Origin of the sequence: Ruegeria sp. (genome assembly GCF_965243365.1) — a bacterium.
Lineage (GTDB): Bacteria > Pseudomonadota > Alphaproteobacteria > Rhodobacterales > Rhodobacteraceae > Ruegeria.
In genome coordinates this window covers 635,594-652,822 of record NZ_CBDEUW010000002.1, presented here as the reverse complement: position 1 = coordinate 652,822, position 17,229 = coordinate 635,594, and the positions used below count along the sequence as shown (strand labels likewise).

The 17,229-nt window shown below is 54.9% G+C and carries 14 protein-coding genes and 1 pseudogene; 8 read left to right on the top strand and 7 right to left on the bottom strand.

The features are described from left to right. Window positions 1–317 precede the first annotated feature (317 nt). From ACP0GE_RS06975 to ACP0GE_RS06960, 4 genes are read left to right on the top strand one after another with little or no spacing between them, the layout of a single operon-like run. Complete coding sequence (locus ACP0GE_RS06975; RefSeq protein ID WP_424831262.1) at window positions 318–1,838, top strand: N-6 DNA methylase; 1,521 nt, start codon at window positions 318–320, stop codon at window positions 1,836–1,838. Next, entirely contained in the window at window positions 1,835–3,121 is a 1,287-nt protein-coding gene (locus tag ACP0GE_RS06970; RefSeq protein WP_424831261.1) for a restriction endonuclease subunit S, read from the top strand. The genes ACP0GE_RS06975 and ACP0GE_RS06970 overlap by 4 nt, the downstream gene beginning before the upstream one ends. Continuing rightward, entirely contained in the window at window positions 3,121–4,260 is a 1,140-nt protein-coding gene (locus tag ACP0GE_RS06965) for a DUF4268 domain-containing protein (protein WP_424831260.1), read from the top strand. Before ACP0GE_RS06970 ends, ACP0GE_RS06965 begins: the two co-directional genes overlap by 1 nt. Further along, window positions 4,260–7,343, top strand: a complete 3,084-nt coding sequence (locus ACP0GE_RS06960) for a type I restriction endonuclease subunit R (RefSeq protein WP_424831259.1) — start codon at window positions 4,260–4,262, stop codon at window positions 7,341–7,343. Before ACP0GE_RS06965 ends, ACP0GE_RS06960 begins: the two co-directional genes overlap by 1 nt. Window positions 7,344–7,630: 287 nt before the next feature. Here the strand turns inward: ACP0GE_RS06960 and ACP0GE_RS06955 are convergent, their stop codons facing one another. After that, a complete protein-coding gene (locus ACP0GE_RS06955) occupies window positions 7,631–7,822 on the bottom strand; it encodes a hypothetical protein (protein ID WP_424831258.1) in 192 nt (63 codons plus the stop codon). Window positions 7,823–8,126: 304 nt separating this feature from the next. On the opposite strand from ACP0GE_RS06955, the gene ACP0GE_RS06950 reads away from it, so the two are divergent. After that, window positions 8,127–8,510 (top strand): hypothetical protein, encoded by a 384-nt coding sequence (locus tag ACP0GE_RS06950; protein WP_424833822.1) that lies wholly within the window; start codon window positions 8,127–8,129, stop codon window positions 8,508–8,510. A 104-nt stretch (window positions 8,511–8,614) separates the two neighbouring features. Here the strand turns inward: ACP0GE_RS06950 and ACP0GE_RS06945 are convergent, their stop codons facing one another. Then, complete coding sequence (locus ACP0GE_RS06945; protein ID WP_424833884.1) at window positions 8,615–8,749, bottom strand: hypothetical protein; 135 nt, start codon at window positions 8,747–8,749, stop codon at window positions 8,615–8,617. Window positions 8,750–8,848: 99 nt separating this feature from the next. On the opposite strand from ACP0GE_RS06945, the gene ACP0GE_RS06940 reads away from it, so the two are divergent. Beyond that, complete coding sequence (locus ACP0GE_RS06940) at window positions 8,849–10,741, top strand: DUF4209 domain-containing protein (protein WP_424831257.1); 1,893 nt, start codon at window positions 8,849–8,851, stop codon at window positions 10,739–10,741. A 159-nt stretch (window positions 10,742–10,900) separates the two neighbouring features. Further along, window positions 10,901–11,737, top strand: coding sequence for a DUF2971 domain-containing protein (locus ACP0GE_RS06935; protein ID WP_424831256.1), 837 nt, complete (start codon window positions 10,901–10,903; stop codon window positions 11,735–11,737). 132 nt (window positions 11,738–11,869) lie between these two features. Here ACP0GE_RS06935 and ACP0GE_RS06930 read toward each other — a convergent pair whose 3' ends face one another. The 3 genes and pseudogenes from ACP0GE_RS06930 to ACP0GE_RS06920 all read right to left on the bottom strand — a co-directional run. Next, window positions 11,870–12,991, bottom strand: coding sequence for a tyrosine-type recombinase/integrase (locus ACP0GE_RS06930; protein ID WP_424831255.1), 1,122 nt, complete (start codon window positions 12,989–12,991; stop codon window positions 11,870–11,872). Further along, window positions 12,988–14,094, bottom strand: a complete 1,107-nt coding sequence (locus tag ACP0GE_RS06925; protein WP_424831254.1) for a tyrosine-type recombinase/integrase — start codon at window positions 14,092–14,094, stop codon at window positions 12,988–12,990. The genes ACP0GE_RS06930 and ACP0GE_RS06925 overlap by 4 nt, the downstream gene beginning before the upstream one ends. A 112-nt stretch (window positions 14,095–14,206) precedes the next feature. Then, window positions 14,207–14,317, bottom strand: a pseudogene (locus ACP0GE_RS06920) (thymidine kinase); the annotation flags it as partial. A gap of 357 nt (window positions 14,318–14,674) precedes the next feature. Here ACP0GE_RS06920 and ACP0GE_RS06915 point away from each other — a divergent pair. Then, a complete protein-coding gene (locus ACP0GE_RS06915) occupies window positions 14,675–15,136 on the top strand; it encodes a hypothetical protein (RefSeq protein ID WP_424831253.1) in 462 nt (153 codons plus the stop codon). Between the two features lie 138 nt (window positions 15,137–15,274). On the opposite strand, the gene ACP0GE_RS06910 is transcribed toward ACP0GE_RS06915, so the two are convergent. Continuing rightward, window positions 15,275–15,826: a class I SAM-dependent methyltransferase gene (locus tag ACP0GE_RS06910; RefSeq protein WP_424831252.1), complete on the bottom strand. Its 552-nt coding sequence runs from the start codon at window positions 15,824–15,826 to the stop codon at window positions 15,275–15,277. 111 nt (window positions 15,827–15,937) lie between these two features. Next, window positions 15,938–17,062, bottom strand: coding sequence for a beta-ketoacyl-ACP synthase III (locus ACP0GE_RS06905; protein ID WP_424831251.1), 1,125 nt, complete (start codon window positions 17,060–17,062; stop codon window positions 15,938–15,940). Window positions 17,063–17,229: the final 167 nt, after the last annotated feature.

The following is a 17,229-nucleotide window of genomic DNA, read 5'->3' as shown; positions in this document are numbered from 1 at the left end:
TCAGTGTACGCTACGCAACCGAGCCGCGCGGTCTGCCCCGCCTAAGGCCCGTATTTGTTCGGAGATGAGATGTCGGGCTCTATAGCGACACCGCTGGTGAATGTCAGCGACATTGGAGGTGGGTGATTTTGGGTCGCGCGATCTTCCCCCAATACCGGTTCGGAAAACCGGTATGGCTCATTCGACCGGAAACCGGCCTTTCTGCGATGACTCACGGCGAGTGTTGATCGTCTTTATTTAGACAACGCTTCACTCCCCCGGCTTCTCTCTCGGCAGAACCGGAGGTGCCTAAGTTCGACAGTGTTTGAGGCCGTAGAATGAGCATCGAAAGAACCCTCTTCGCCGCAGCGGACAAGATGTGGGGAAACATGGACCCCGGCGAATACAAGCATGTGGCGCTTGGGATGATCTTTCTGCGGTATGTGTCTGAGTCTTTTCAGCGTCTGCATGACAAACTGGCCGAAGACCCTTCTTCGGATGCGGAAGACCGTGATGAATATCTCGCCGAGAACATCTTCTGGGTGCCGGAAAAGGCGCGCTGGTCTTATCTGGCGCAAAACTCCAAGAGTCCCGAGATCGGCGTCCTGCTTGACGATGCCATGCGCGCGGTCGAGGCCGACAATGATAGCCTGAAGGGCGCGCTGCCAAAGGTCTATGGCAAGGAAAGCATGGATCGTGGCATGTTATCTGGTCTCGTGGATTTATTCACCAACTTCAAACTGGCTGGTAACGACAAGGACTTCGACCTGATCGGTCGTGTTTATGAGTACTTCATTGGAGAGTTTGCATCGGCTGAGGGGAAGCGGGGCGGTGAATTCTACACACCCAAATCCGTTGTCGATACACTGATCGAGATGATCGAGCCCACAAAGGGCCGTGTCTATGATCCCTGCTGCGGTACTGGTGGCTTCTTCGTCCAGTCCGAGAAATTCATTGACGCCCACAAGGGCCAAAGGAACGACATCGCGATCTATGGTCAGGAGCGCAACCACACGACTTATGGTCTTGCGCGCATGAACCTCGCCATCCGGGGCATCTTTGGCGACATCCGCTGGAACTCCGAGGGCACTTTGGTCAAGGACGCTTTTGCCGATGAGCGGTTCGACTTTATCCTTGCCAATCCGCCCTTCAACATCTCCGACTGGTCGGGCGAGTTGCTGCGCGAGGATGTGCGCTGGAAGTTCGGTGCGCCGCCGGTGGGCAATGCCAATTTCGGCTGGATTCAGCATATCTATCACCATCTTTCGACCTCGGGCGTCGGTGGCGTGGTTATGGCCAACGGTTCCATGTCATCCATGACCGGGGGTGAAGGCGACATCCGCCGTGCGCTGGTTGAGGGCGATGCGGTGGATGCCATGGTGGCACTGCCGGGGCAATTGTTCTTCGGCACCCAAATTCCGGCTTGCCTGTGGATTCTGGCCAAGGACAAATCCAACGGTATCGCCAAGGACACTGAACTGCGCGACCGGCGTGGCGAGGTTCTATTCATTGACGCCCGAAAGATGGGTGCGCTGGTGCAGGGGAGCCGCAAGCAGAAGGAATTGTCCGAGCAAGAGATCGCTCGTATCGCTACCGCCTATCACGCTTGGCGGGGGGAGCCCGACGCGGGCGCGTATGAAGACGTACCGGGCTTCTGCAAATCTGCGGACAAGGACGAGATTGCAAAACACGGCTTTGTTCTGACCCCTGGTCGCTATGTGGGGGCCGGTGAGGCCGAAGAGGACGACGAACTTTTTGAAGAGAAGTTCACCCGGCTGATGGGCGAACTGCGCGAGCAGTTTGCCGAGGGGCAGAGGCTTGAGAAGGAGATTGAGGATCGGTTGGGGGCGTTGGGATGACCACTCTCAACAAAGTGTGTGAAGCCATTGTAGACTGCGAACATAAGACTGCGCCAAAGTCCGAAGCTGGTTTCCCGTCAATTAGAACAACGGACATCAAGAACGGTCGAATTGACTTCGCCAATGCCAATCGGGTTTCCCAAAAAACTTATGATTACTGGACCAAGCGGCGTGTCCCCAAAGCTGGTGATTTGATTTTGGCTCGTGAGGCTCCAGTCGGGGAAGTTGGTTACATTCCTGAAGGTGAAACACCGGTTCTCGGGCAAAGGACGGTACTGATTTCTCCTGACCGAAACAGAATTTTCCCGCGCTATTTGCACTATCTACTCTTGTCTCCGAGCATTCAACATGAGTTTGAGGTTCGGTCCTCGGGGTCGACAGTGCATCATCTCAACATGAAAGACATTCGCGCCTTGGAAATACCACTCCTTCCATCGCTTACTGAACAACGCGAGATCGCCGCGATCCTCGGGGCGCTGGACGACAAGATCGAACTGAACCGCAAGACTTCGGCGACGTTGGAAGAGATGGCGCGGGCGCTGTATCGGTCGTGGTTCGTGGACTTTGATCCTGTCAATGCCAAGCGCGAGGGCCGCGCGCCCGCGCATATGGATGCGCAAACCGCCGCGCTCTTTCCCAGTGGTTTTGGCGAGGATGGGCTGCCCGTGGGGTGGTCTGAAGAGCCGATCATTGATCAATCGGATTGGGTGAATGGTACTGCCTACAAGAACATGCACTTTTCGAATAACCTCGAAGCATTGCCTGTAGTCAAAATCGCAGAACTCAAGGCTGGGATCACGGGAAACACGAAATTCACGGCAACGGATCTGGGTGCGAAATATCGGATCGGGCGTGGGGATATTTTGTTTTCTTGGTCTGGCAATCCGGATACTTCAATTGACGCCTTTGTCTGGGCGCTCGGAGATGCCTGGCTCAATCAGCATATTTTCGCGATGCGCCCGAACGGCAAGATGAGCAAAGCTATGCTGTTTACTATGCTCAAGTTTTACATGTCCGAGTTCGCCGAAATTGCGCGCAACAAGCAGACTACCGGTCTTGGGCACATCACGAAAAAAGATCTGGCAGCATTTCCTGTCCGAATAGCTTCGCCTGGAGTTATGAGTGCTTTTGGAAAAGCAATTTCCCCATTGTTTGAGAAATACTGCTGGACGCTCTATGAAAACCAAACCCTTGCTACCATGCGGGACACGCTCCTGCCGCGCCTGATGTCTGGTGAATTGCGCGTTGGTGAGGCGCAGGAGCAGGTGGAGGAAGTCGCCTGATGTTCCGGGTAAATCACTCCGAGAACCGCCTTGAGAAACTTGAACAGAAACGTTTCTCCGACCTCAATCTGAGCGAGCGGCAACACCTGCAGGAATGGCTGGTCGGACAGCCGGATGCGCTGGGTGAAGACCTTTTGATCATCCAAAAGGAATTCGACGGTTTCGCCGATACGCGGGAACGGCTCGACTTGTTGGCACTCGACAAGGACGGGCAGTTGGTGGTGATCGAGAACAAGCTTGATGACAGCGGTCGTGACGTAACATGGCAGGCTCTGAAATACACCGCTTATGTGTCGAGCTTAACCATGACGCAGATCGTAGACATCTATCAGAAATATCTGGAACGCTACTGCGGCGGCGGCGATGATGCACAGAATGCGATATGTGAATTCCTTGAAATTGAAGACCTCGGCGAAGTGGTCCTCAACGAAGGAAGCGGACAGCGGTTGTTCCTTGTGGCCGCGAACTTCCGGAAGGAAGTCACAGCGACCGTTCTTTGGCTCCGGGAATACAGGATCGACGCTCGTTGCTTCAAGGTGGTGCCCTATGCATTCGGAGATGAGTTGTTTGTCGATATCCAACCCGTCATCCCGACTCCGGAAGCCGCCGATTTCATGATTGGAATGGCCGAGAAGGAATCTGAAGCCCGTGGGGTCCATGGGGAGCAAAAAGAACTTCACAGTCTGCGCCGTGACTATTGGGAAATGACTCTGGAAGCTTTGAAGAAGGAAGGCGACACGCTCTATCAGAATATCAATCCCAGTAAAGATCACTGGTTGAGTGCTGGGTCAGGCATGAGGTCTTGTCACTATACATTTATTTTCACGAAATCTGAAATCCGGGTGGAGTTCTCTTTCCACAAAAAGAACGCTGAGGAGAACAAATGGCTCTTTGATCGGCTTAAGAAGCAGAAGGAACAGATCGAAAAAACTTTCGGTCATGAGATCGACTGGTTGAGACTGGATGACAAGAAATCCAGCCGTCTACAGTTTGGCATTCAATGTGACGGCCTCAACCGGGACAAATGGCCTGAATATGTGGATTGGCATGTAAACCACATTCAGAAATTGAGAGCGGCCCTTGAAGGGCCAATCGCGGAACTGAATACGGCCTTCAAGTCTTGGGAGAACCATGGCTGATGGCCTTCACCACTGAATCCGATCTTGAAGCCTTCCTGATGGAGCAGTTGGGCGATCTTGGTTGTAAACTGATGCACGGTGCGCAACTTGCCCCAGACACCACCCCCGCTCTGCGGAAAAGTTACCGCGACACCATCCTTGAACCGGTGCTCATGGACACCCTGCGGGACATCAATCCCGACGTGCCTGAACGGGCCTTGCAGGACGCCTCAAACAAAGTCCTGGACGCGAAGTTCACTACCGATGTAGTGCAGGAAAACCATCGCATTCATCGGCTGATGGTCGAAGGTGTGCAAGTCACCCATGTGCAAGATGGCGAAGAGCGCGGCGTGGTTGTCCGTCTTGTCGATTGGAGCGACCGGAACAACGACTGGCGCGCGGTCAACCAGTTGGATGTGGTCGGCAAGTCACCCCGCATTCCAGATGTGGTTCTGTTCCTCAACGGCCTGCCCATGATCGTGATCGAGTTGAAAGGCACCGAGGGCAAGGACATCGAAGCGGCCTTTAACCAGATCGAGACCTACAAGGCGGATATTCCCGACCTGTTCCGCACGAACCTGCTCAATGTCATCAGCGACGGCTTCACGGCACGTTATGGCGCGCTTTCAGCCAACCAGAACCGGTTCATGACATGGCGAACAGTAGACGGTGAAACACTCGTCCCGGCAGGGACGGACCTTGCGTTGGAGACGCTGGCGCATGGTCTGTTGAACCGGCGGACACTGCTCGACCTGCTGCGCTGGTACGTGGTGTTTGAGGATGAGGGCAAGGGGCCGATCAAGAAGGTGGCCGGGTATCACCAGTTCTTCGCCGTAAGAAAAGCGATGGGTGCCATCGCCAGTGCGCGCGGAAGGGACGGCAAGGGAGGTGTGATCTGGCACACGCAGGGCTCGGGCAAATCGCTCCTGATGACCTTTCTGGCCGGACGGGTCATGCATGATCGAAAGTTGGAAAACCCGACCCTGCTGGTTCTGACCGACCGCAACGACCTCGACAGCCAGTTGTTCGCCACCTTTGCGCGCTGCAAGGACGTTCTGGGTGAAGAACCGGTGCAGGCTGACAGCATCCGTGATCTGAAGACGCTTCTGGACCGGGACGTCGGAGGCGTTATCTTCTCGACCATACAGAAGTTCAGACCCGATACCGGCAACATATTCCCCGAAGTCACGGATCGCTCGAACGTCATCGTCCTGGTCGATGAAGCGCATCGCACGCAGTACGGGTTGGATGCCAGGATAACGACAGAAGGCGATGTGAAACACGGTCTTGCCTATCAACTTCGGCAAGCCCTTCCGAATGCGGTCTATGTCGCCTTTACGGGAACGCCCATCGAACTGGTTGGGGCCAATACCCGTAGCGTGTTCGGGAATTACATCGACATCTACGACATCACCCAAGCCGTCGAGGACGGGGCGACCGTTCCGATCTATTACGAGGCGCGGGTTGCGAAGATCGAGATCAACGAGGAAATCGCTGGCGAGATCGACGAAGAATTCGATGATGTGACTGAAGAGCTTGAAGATGCTGAAGCAGATGCGCTGTCGAGGAAATGGTCACAGGTCGAGGCGCTTGTGGGTGCAGAACACAGGCTCGATGCGGTTGTTGGCGATATCCTGAAACACTTCGATGCGCGCATCGAAGCAATAGACGGAAAGGCCATGATCGTTTGCATGAGCCGCAGAATCTGCGTGGAGGTCTATGATCGCATCGTCGCGGCCAATCCGGACTGGCATGGGGATACGGACGACACGGGAAAAGTGAAGGTTGTGATGACGGGCAGCGCATCGGACCCACCCGGAATGCAGCCACACATCCGCTCGAAGACAAGACAGGAAGCCATCCGCAATCGGTATAAGGAGTCTACTGACCCGCTCAAACTCGTCATCGTCAGGGACATGTGGCTGACCGGGTTCGATGCGCCCTGCATGCACACGCTTTACGTGGACAAGCCCATGAAGGGGCATACGCTAATGCAGGCCATTGCCCGTGTGAACCGCGTGTTCAAGGGAAAACCGGCTGGCCTCGTTGTCGATTACATCGGGATCGCCGCAGACCTCAAAAAAGCGCTGGCGCATTACTCGAAGTCCGACCAGACCAAAACGGGCATAGACGAAGAAAAAGCCATCACGGCGTTTCTGGACGCTCTGGATGTTGCCCGCCAGCAATTGTTCGGCTTCGACTACGCTGGGGCATTATCTGGCTCATCGACAGACAGGTTGAGAATCCTGCCCCCGGCAATTGAACACATCCTCGACAAAGGCGTTCAGGACGAGGGCGCGTCCGTGAAACGGTTTCAGGATGCGGTGGCGGGACTGGTCAAGGCTTTCAAACTCGCATCTGGAAGCCCGCAAGCGACCGAATATTCGGTTGAAGTGGCGTTTTTCGCGGCTGTCAGGACCGGCATCGAAAAACTGGAGGTGGACCGCACAGGAAAGAAGGATGGCATCTCTGACTTTGCCATTCAGCAACTTGTCAACAACGCCGTCGCATCGACCGAAGTCGTCGATATTCTGGAGGCCTGCGGATTTGACAGACCGGATATCAGCGTCTTGTCGGAAGAGTTCATGATTGAAATTCAGAACATGACGCACAAGAACCTCGCCGTCGAAGCTCTGAAGAAACTGTTGAACGGTGAGATCAGCGCCAGAACCCGGACCAACGTGGTGAAGAAGGAAGAATTTTCAAAGCGTCTCGAAGACGCAATCGCGCGGTACCACAACCGAAGTGTCGATGCGCTGCAGATAATTCAGGAACTGATCGAGATAGCAAAAGACCTTCAGGCGGTGCCGGACGATGGCCTTACCACGGAAGAACGGGCCTTTTATGATGCGCTCGCACAGAATGACAGCGCGGTCAAAGTCATGTCCAATAGCGACCTTCAGGTCATCGCCACTGAGCTTGTGAAAACCGTTCGGAACAATGCCGGTGCCGACTGGTGGCGGCGCGAAAATGTCCGGGCAAAAATGAGGCTGGCGGTGAAGAAGATACTGAAACGATATGGCTACCCGCCTGACCTTGAAACAGAAGCGGTAAAGACCGTGCTCAGGCAGGCCGAGGCACTGGCCACGGAGTTCAGCGGATAGTGGGGCGGCAGTGCTGGAAACTTGGAATGGCGTGATCGACTGTCCGTGCAAAACGGGCGGGAGGCGGTTCGCTGCAATTGCGAACCAACCCTGCCGAGACGTCAGAAGCCGACGTTCTAGCGACCCTGAAATTGGGTTTTACACTGCACCGCCGCATGAGCTACGATTCCGACGTCGGCGCGATCCCCTCAACTTGCAACCGATGACATTCTCGGCGGGCGTCTTCGACGGCATCAGATCGACCCGGCCCAGCGACACCTTGCGACCGTCCACATTGCAGGTCCATGTCATTGTGCCCGTGGGATAGACCCGAAGGCGCAGGGACGGGACTGTCCTGAATCGAGTATTCCCGCGCCGAAGACTTGAACCGCTTCGCGCGCGCATCCGTCACTCATTTGCTCGGCCTTTTTGGCGATCAGCCCGGCCAGCGTGGCGGCGGCGATCTTGATCCCGTAGCAGTCCGAAAAAATCTGCGCCAATCGCTTTTCCGGAACGCAGTGCTGGGTCTGCAAGTAGGCAGCGAGCGCCCCTATCTCATCACCATACTGCGCCGGGGCTTTTACGCCCTCGGGAAAGTTGGCACACGTCTTCGCTCCTCAAGTCTGGCATTGGCTGGTATGCGCACGATGTTCGGTGACAAAAAGGGGGGGTGGGGGCGGAAGCTGGAAAACCTGCCTCGCCGCGAACGTAACGGCATCCTCTGGTGAAAGTTCAGCTCGGCAAGCTTGGCACTGTTCCGGGTAATGGTCGGTTACTGTATCTGGGTTTTCAACCTGCTTGAGCGTGTTGCCCGGATGCCCGGATTGGCAGAAATCGGTCTATCAGTATGTCGTCTATGACTCGGCGGGCGTCGAAAAACGGTTCGCGGAAGACCTCGAAGCGAACGAAGCGGTGAAGGTCTATGCGAAGCTCCCGCCCTGGTTCAAAGTTCCGACGCCGCTAGGGACTTATAACCCTGATTGGGCGGTGTTGGTTGAAGATGACGGGCAGGAAAAGCTGTATTTTGTCGTAGAGACAAAGGGCAGCGGATGGTGGGATGATCTACGCCACAAAGAAGGGGCGAAGATCAAGTGCGGCGAAAGGCATTTTGCTGTTCTGGCCGAAGGCGATGCTCCTGCTCGATATATAAAGTCAACCTCGGTTGAGGACATGCTCAAGCACATCTAGCCGTATTTCGATAGAAGGTGCGGTCGCCGATTGAGCTGTGCTTTTCTGAATGCGTGAGAGCAGATCGAGTGCCGTTCGGGGGCTTGCCTTGTGCTGATGCGCCTTCATGCGTAACCGTTGGCCCGCCCTCGCGGCGTGCTCATGGTGTTTAACCATGTCAGCGACATTCCCCGCAAGTGGAATTTGCGCAGCGAAAGTTGCGGGTCGATACCCAACGTCTTCCATATGAACTTGGACATGCCGAGTTTGTGCACCTGGTTTATCGGCTGTAAGAAGTAGTTGAGAGCCAGAAATAAACTTGTGTCTTTGCCTAAATTACAGCGTCGTGGAGGCTGGGTATGGAAAATCCTGAAGGTGGTCAAAGCTCTGAAGCGGCAATGCCACAAGAAGAGAAAACCCAAGCCCCAATACCCGGAGTGGATTTCGTCGTGGAATTGGGCCAGTTGCAAGCAATCGACATTGATGACCTGTTGTCAGCTTCGAACAGCGTCGATTGTCGCGATATCAATCGGCAATTTTCTGAACGAGCCGTTGATGCCGAAACTGAAGCGCAGCCGTCGCTTCAACTGCTGGATGGGCTTACGAGCTACCATGTCCAACCCGATCATCCAACCGAACCGTTCGGGCCGATGTTCGTTTCCGGCAACCGTAGGTCATTGGTTCCCGCCGATCTGTTGCCAGAGCAAATTGATGTTCTCGCCGAATTCACACCGGGTATCACCAATGCGGGGCTCAGGGCGCGGCTGGCCGATGTAACGTGGTTTGTTCAACGGCAGCGACAGAACATGGCGGAAATGGCAATCTCTGCCTACTGCGACTGCGTGGAACAGGTGCGGTCTGGAACTTCAGTGTTTGCCGTTGACTATGCGTCTCCCTGCGGAGGTCATGCGAAAGACCTTCTGGTTCGAGCGGCTCGTATTTCTCACGCCACTAAATGGGAACTTCAGGCGTCGGCGCGGCTGAAAAAATTGATACACTCGTTGGTTTCCGATGCCTATAAGAACAAGAAACCGAGCGACTTCGTTCGGATTGCGAGTGTCGATATCGATCACCGTATCACCCCTCTGGAAAAGGTCGCATCTATGGCCGAGGGTCTGGTTGAAATGGAAGAACTCCGAATTAGCCCAGACCAGAGAATAAGACTATGGAAGGCCGCTGCCCGGTGCCACAAGATCAACCGTGATGAGGACAACCATAATCGATTCATGAAAGAAGTTGCTGAATGCCATGCGCATAAAGCCGAGTTGGCAGATTCTCCCATGTTGATATCTGCTTTTCTGAACGACGCGATTCACATTCTCCGCAATTACCCCAGTACAAAAGATCGCCGAGACGAACTCAATGCGAAACTCCGAGAGGTCCAACCTTCGATTCGAGATGAAATGGGCTCAATCTCTACCGAGTTCGACCTGTCGGAGATCGTGAAACACTCTGAAGCTTCGGTTCGGGGGCATTCCTGGCCCACTGCGCTTCTTTCGTTAGTGCTTTGTCATCGCCCACCTAAACCGGAAGACATTCGTCAGGAAGCGGAAAAATATGCCGAAGAATTTTCCTTGCAAAGCATCATGCCAAGTCAGGTTCATGATTTTCAGGGGCGGGTCGTGTTCCGATCACCTGGGCTTCTTACTGGTGATGCTGAAGAGACGGAACAGCACTATCGTTACCTGATGTCATTTCACCGAAGGCTTTCCCGTCAAGAAACAGTCGCCGGTGTTATCAACCCAATTCGGATGGTAATTGCGCGCGATCATCTGGTGTCCACCGATGCGATTCAAGAGTTGATAAAGGACAGCCCATTCATTCCTATGGGGCATGAGTACATCTTTGCACGAGCGATCGTCCAGTTCCTTGGTGGTGAAGATATCGAGGCGGCGTCTCTGTTGGTGCCGCAGTTGGAGAATTCACTACGAAACATCCTGTTTCACCTAGGTATCGACACGACCACCACCGACGAGAACGGAATTCAGACTGAAGCTTCACTGCGGATGTTGTTGAATCCCGCGCGCTGCTGGCGGGCAAAATTGGAAGAAATCTTACCCAAACGATACACGCATGAGATTGACCTCCTGTTCAGTTTTTCCGGTGGCCCATCTCTACGCAACCAAATTGCTCATGGTAAGCTGCCGGTGGGCGGGTTCTGGGACCACAACATGGTATACGGATCATGGCTCATTATTCACCTCGCATTCCTGCCTCTGGTAGAGCGATGGGGAGCTATCAAGGAGGACTGAGTTCGAGCCTCTGGTCGCGCTAAGTTCAATGACAGTGCCTCATGAAGCAGCCAAATTGCGCCATCGTCGCGCCCGAGTCAAACTTCGAAGTTAACCTCGGATTTTTGTCATAGAAACTGTTCGCTGTTGCCACAAAAACAGGCCCGAAAATGTGATGTGATGGACCAAGCCGAAATTTCAGACGAAACTTTGATCTACAAATACGTACCAGCGAAGCGGGCGATGTCCTGCCTGCCGGAGATCGGTGATGGCGCGTTAAGAGCAACTCAACCTTCAGCCATGAATGACCCCTTCGAGTGTTCATTCTCGAAGGTATTTAAGGAGAAGGATAAACAAGAAGGAAATATGCGCTTCGCGGAAGTGCTTACTCAGATACAGCCCGACTCTCCAATCGTCGCAGATGATATCGAAGCCGCCCGACAAAAATACGGCAGTCTCTATATTGGAGAACTTTACAGGCAACAATTGTCAACGCGGTTTGGTATCATCTCGTTTTCGACAGATCCTTTCCATCCACTTCTCTGGGCGCATTACACATTGGATGGTTCAGGTTTCGCGATCGGCTACAAAGCCGCAGAAATCAAGCGCCGGTTTGAAGAAAAAGCGCAACTCAAGAGGGTTTGTTATATTTCGAACCCCGGCGTGATATCCGATTACATTCCACTATCTTGGCCAGAGAGTAACCTTATTAACGCTATGCAGCATAAGAGCAATATCTGGGAATATGAAAGTGAGTGCCGCTTGATTATTGAACTGCATCAGACGTTGGGTACAGGTGAAACTGATCATCATGGACAACCTGTAAATTTGCTTCGCATTCCCAACGAAGCCGTAGGCAGTATCTACTACACTGAAAGAACCCCAACTGATTCCGTCAAGGAGATTGATAGGCGTTTGAAAGTTCAAAACAACCGGTACGGTGTGCGCAATGCAACCAAATTGGTTCTGGCTGATAATGAATATAGGTATAAAGAAGCGGGGCAAGATGAAATATGAAGACCGTGATGTGTTCTTCTGCGCGCACATATCAATGGCCAAGACCCAACTTCTGGATTTTTTGAAACTCATACAACGAGTTCTGGATGAACTCGTGCAGCGTGCAGCGAGTTTCTTGATTTCATAGGCAAATCACTCGCACCCAATTCGCAACAACTCAGCAATCCTTGCACCGACCCGATCCGCTGCGGCCTCGACATCCTTGTCGGCGGCATGGGTGTATCGCAGGGTCATTGCACATTGGCTGTGACCGAGCAGTTTCGAGACCACCGGCAGCGGAACGCCTGCCATTACAGATTGGCTCGCATAGGAGTGCCGCAGGTCATGCAGGCGCACGTCCTCGATTCCGATTTCCCGACGAATCGCGTACCACAGCTTCAGTTCTCCCGAAATGGGCTTCTCCGGGTTCAGCGGGGACGGGAACAGATACGCGCCGGGCGCTGTCGTCATGCGCCGTTTGATGATCGCGCGGGCCTCGGGGCTGAGATACACGGTTCTCGGACCCGTCTTGCTGTCTACAAGCCTCAGACGGCTTCCATCGACCTCACGTCGCTTAAGGTTGACGATTTCACCTTTGCGGCATCCGGTGAGCAGGAGAAGGCGGATGATGTCGGCCTGAACGCTCCCGCGCCCGTTGGCGTGCTGGTCCAGCGCTGCGTTCAACCGCGCGATCTCATCCCGCGACAGGAACCGCGTTAGCTTCGGTCGCCGGTTCGGGAGGACTGAGCGTGCAGGATTGCTGTCCATAAGGCCGCGCTCAACGGCAAAATTCAGGCTCTGGCGCAGGAGTTGCAGCGCATGGTTCGCCCCACCCGGCGCGGAGGCGCTGTAGGCGTTGAACCAGTCTTCAATGGCCTTTCGCGTGATCCGGTCAAGCCGCAATCCTCCGAAAGCGGGCAGCAGTTGTCGCGTCAGAATATGATCCCGTCCCTTGATGGTCGAGGGCTTGCATTTTTTGGACCATGTGTCGTGCCAGACATCCTCCACGAAAACGCGGTAGGTGGGCAGGTCCTTGCTTGGTGCAACACCTTCAACCTGCAACCGTAAAGATTCACGTCGCGCGTCCTCGACGGGCATCAACTCGACTCGGCCCAGCGACACCTTCCGCCCGTCCACACTACACGTCCATGCCTTCGTGCCTGTGGGATAGACCCGAAGGCTCAGGGACGGCACCGCCCGATCCTGAACCGAGTATTCCCGCGCAGTCGGCTTGAGCCGCTTCGCGCGCGTATCTGTCAATCTTACAGCCTTCATGTCCGTGTCCCCCTGAGAATCGCACCCATCGCGGTCGCGGCTCTCTCCGCGTCTGCTTCTGCGTGGTGCGCATATTTGAGGGTCGTTTCCGGGTTGCGGTGTCCGAGAAGCCGTCCCACCGCGAGGATTGTTTCCCCGCTTGTGATCGCCACACTCGCATAGGAATGTCGCAGGTCATGCAGCCGAACATCTTCCAGACTGGCCTCCGCCCGCAATCGGAACCAGGCAGTGATAAGTACCTTCTGTGATATGGGGCCTTTGCCCTTGACTGAGGGAAAGACCCAAGGCGCGGTACGGGGAAGAGCATTCAGAATCGCGCGGGCCTGTGCTGATAGCCATACCGTGCGCGGACCCGTCTTGCTGTCGCGCAGAAAGATATGCCCGTCACGATAGTCCGCCCAACGAAGGGTTCTGATCTCGCTCGACCTGCAACCCGTCAGTGCAAGCAGTCGTATGAGCGATATCACCGCTGATGGAGTCGCCCGGCTTAGCACCACACCAAGACGCCCGAACTCGGCATCGGACAGAAAGCGGTCGCGGTTTTGTCGCCTATATCTCTTGATCCCCTTGCACGGGTTGGACCCTTCCGGGCGCAAGCCATCCGACTCTGCTACTGTCATTATGACCGACAGGACGGGCATGGACCGATCCGCCGACACCGGCGTTGCGTGCATCTCGGCAAACCAGTCCCGCACATCCTGCGGCGTGATGTCCGCAATCCGCTGCCCCGCAAACCGAGGCAGGATATGCTTGTTGAGATAATGCTGATTCTTGCGGAGCGTGCTCGGCTTCCACTGCCGACCATGGCGGCGGAACGCCTCTTCCGCCACAGCCTCGAACAGCATCTCTTTGTCGGGTTGGCCAGACCGCATTGAGGCCAGCAGGCCCTGTGCCCGCTCACGGGCCTCGGCGACCGTCATGTCGGCGGGATCGCCAATGATCTTCCATATGCGCTGGCCGTCGTGCTGGCTGTGCAGGAAGAACCGCTTCCGGCCACTGGGCAGAACCCTGACCCCGAAACCCGCTAAAGCGGTGTCCCGAATGTTTCTTGTGGTTTTCTTCGCGCGCAGGTCGCGCACCCGCGCGTCGGTGAGTCGTGGCATGTTTCTGTTCCTCCATCCGGTTGCGGTGCCGGACGAAAACACGCATGTTCTGATCCGAAACCTTGACTTTGAGAGGAAAAAAGAAACTCTATTTCAGAGACTTAGCACCGAAGGTGCGGAGATAGGTGTCCATGCCGCGCTCGCGGTAATTATGCGACGCCTGCAGCAACACGGTCGATTTGCCCGCATTCATGGTGGAATAGTTGAAATACAGCTTGGCCATGTGGCGGGTCTAGAACGCACAGGCGCGCGGGGCAAGTCATCTGTTTGACTTGAAAAAGCGGCGCCGCTGCTGCGGTTCTCGGGGTCGAGCAGATGCTCTTGGGGATGGATAACCTCGATTACACAACAGCGACACCACTGGCCAACATGAGGCCATAACCTGCAGGGCTAGAAATGGTGCCCCACGACCACTCTTTACCGGCGCGAAACGCCGCCACTCACTCACAAAATCCCTGCATATCTGAGGGATAGTCAATTTATGGCATTTCAATTATGACTCGAATATGGGAAATTTCCCCACCCATTCCCCCGAATGGACAGTCGGCGGGGTGGGCGCGCAGGTAACAAAGGTAACAATATGGCGGATATCGGGGCCTATCTGAAAAAACATACAGAAGCATTGGTCAAAGACGTCGGGATCGAAGCCGCGTGCGAGATCACCGGTAAATCCAAGGCGACCTTGGGGCGGTATTATTCGGACAATGCTGAACACTCGGACAGGTTCATGCCGGTCGACGCAGTTGCACGCCTTGAGAATGCAGCGGCCTATCCGCATGTTACATCGGCGCTGGCCGACCTTAAAAACATCACCCTATCCTATGACGGTCGCAATACAGAAGGGCCGCGCACGGGTGGGGTGAACTCGGACGTAATTGCACTAAGTCAGCGGTTTGCCATGCTGATGACCGAGTATCAGGCGGCAATCGAAGATGGCATCATCACGGTAAACGAAGCCAAGCGGCTGTTGAAAGAGACCAGCCTGCTGCAACAGGTGTTGATCGAGATGAAACTGCATCTGGAAGAAGAGAGTGTGAGCTAGGGCGCGCCCTATTTTTCAGCCAAGGTCGCAGGCGCAAAGCTTTACATCGAAGCGGACGAGCTTCTGTGTGGCTTCAGGCTATCGTCTTTAATTCACACGAACAGCAACGATACCACGACTGGTCCGCGATGGAGGACCTTACGGGAAAGAATGGATGCACTCGACGTAAAAACCAGCCTGACGCAATAAACCTGTGATCTCCTGTTCGCGAAATGTGCGGTGCCGCCACTGAAACCAGATGATTGCGTTGCACCAATGCGGTTTCGAAACAACCAGAAACAAACGTCCGCCGGGGCGAAGAAGATCGCGAATTTGCTGCAGCGTGGTCAGAGTGTCTTCGCAATGCTCGAGCACATGGGCCGCCAACGCAACATCGGATGGTGCAAGGTCCACTCTGCCAAGCTCGGTCTGCAGCAATTGAGGGCGGAGACCTCGCGCAAGCAGGGCAGACTGGGCGCGTTCAAGCATTGCACCGCTTGGGTCGATCAAAGTCAGTGTTTTTGGCGGCTCTTGGGTTGCGACCCAAGCTTCAGCGAAAGAGCCCGTTCCCGCGCCGATATCAACGACGCGAAGCCCTTGCTGGCGAACCGCGTTGGATGTGGAAAGAAACCCCAAATATCCGTCAAAATACCCCAGAGCGCGCATTTTATCTCGCCACTTTGGTGCGGCAGATTCATAGCGGGTTGTCATATCTGCTGTCGAATTCACCATTGTGAAGATTTGGCATAGAATGCTTCTCAAATCCAGGTAGTCACCGGCTCTCAGACACACGCCTCTTGGCCAAGGTTGATCGCTTTTACGTCACCCATGCCGCTTCACAATCACCGACCCCACCGAATACCCCGCTCCGAACGAACATATCAGCCCGACATCGCCATCCTGCAGATCATCCGAATACTTTGAAAACGCGATGATTGATCCCGCCGAGGATGTATTTGCATAATCCTGCAAGATGTTCGGCTGTTCACCTGCCACTGGCTCGCGCCCCAACACCTTCTTTCCAATGAAGTCATTCATCGTTTTGTTGGCCTGATGCAGCCACAGGCGCTTCAAGTCACCGCTTTCGATGCCTTCGGACTCCATGTGATCGCTGATGTGCCTGCTGACCATCGGCAGGACTTCCTTGAACACTTTCCGGCCGTTCTGCATGAACTGCATATCCCGGCGATCCACCAGCCCGTCAGGCCGGGACCGCCGCAAGAAGCCGTTGTTATTTCTGATGTTATTAGAAAACTCGGTGGCGCAACGGGTTGAAACGATCTCGAAATGAGGGCCTTGCGCATCTTCGATGCGCTCGATCAAGGTCGCCGTAGCCACATCGCCAAAGATGAAATGGCAATCACGGTCACGCCATTCCAGATGGCCCGAGCAAATCTCGGGGTTGACCACCAGCGCCGCCCGAACCGAGCCCGAGCGCACCATATCCGCGGCCGCCTGAATACCAAATGTGGCCGAGGAACAGGCGACATTCATGTCGAACCCAAATCCTTTGGTTCCCAGTGCCTGCTGGATTTCGATGGCAATCGCGGGGTAAGCGCGTTCGTGGTTCGAGGCAGCGCAGATCACCAGATCCACGTCCTGTGCCGTGCGTCCCGCCTGCGCCAGAGCCTTTTGGCAGGCGTCAATCGCCATCTCGGTCATAATCCCGGGCTCCTCGTCGCTGCGCTGACGCAGCGCGGGATACATCATATCGGGGTCCAGTACACCGGTCTTGTCCATCACATAACGATTTTGAATGCCTGAGGCTTTGACGATGAACTCTTCCGAAGAATGCTGCATCGGTTCCATCTCGCCCGCAGCGATGGCTTTGGTGTTTTCGGCGTTCTTTTGATCCGCAAAAGCATTGAAGGCGGCCACAAGTTCGGCATTTGTGATGATATTCTGGGGCGTGAAGACTCCGGTACCGGTAATGGCAGGCGTATACATGATGGGTCCTGAATGTTTCGATCTGCACAAAATGCAATCACACCCTTGTTTGATCAAGGCGTATTGACCCGAGGGAATGCGGGCATTCCAATCACATTCCATGACAGGCTTTCGCAGCAACGTGTGCTGAATCGAAAAGCCCCGGCGTTCTTAGCCAGGGCTTTATC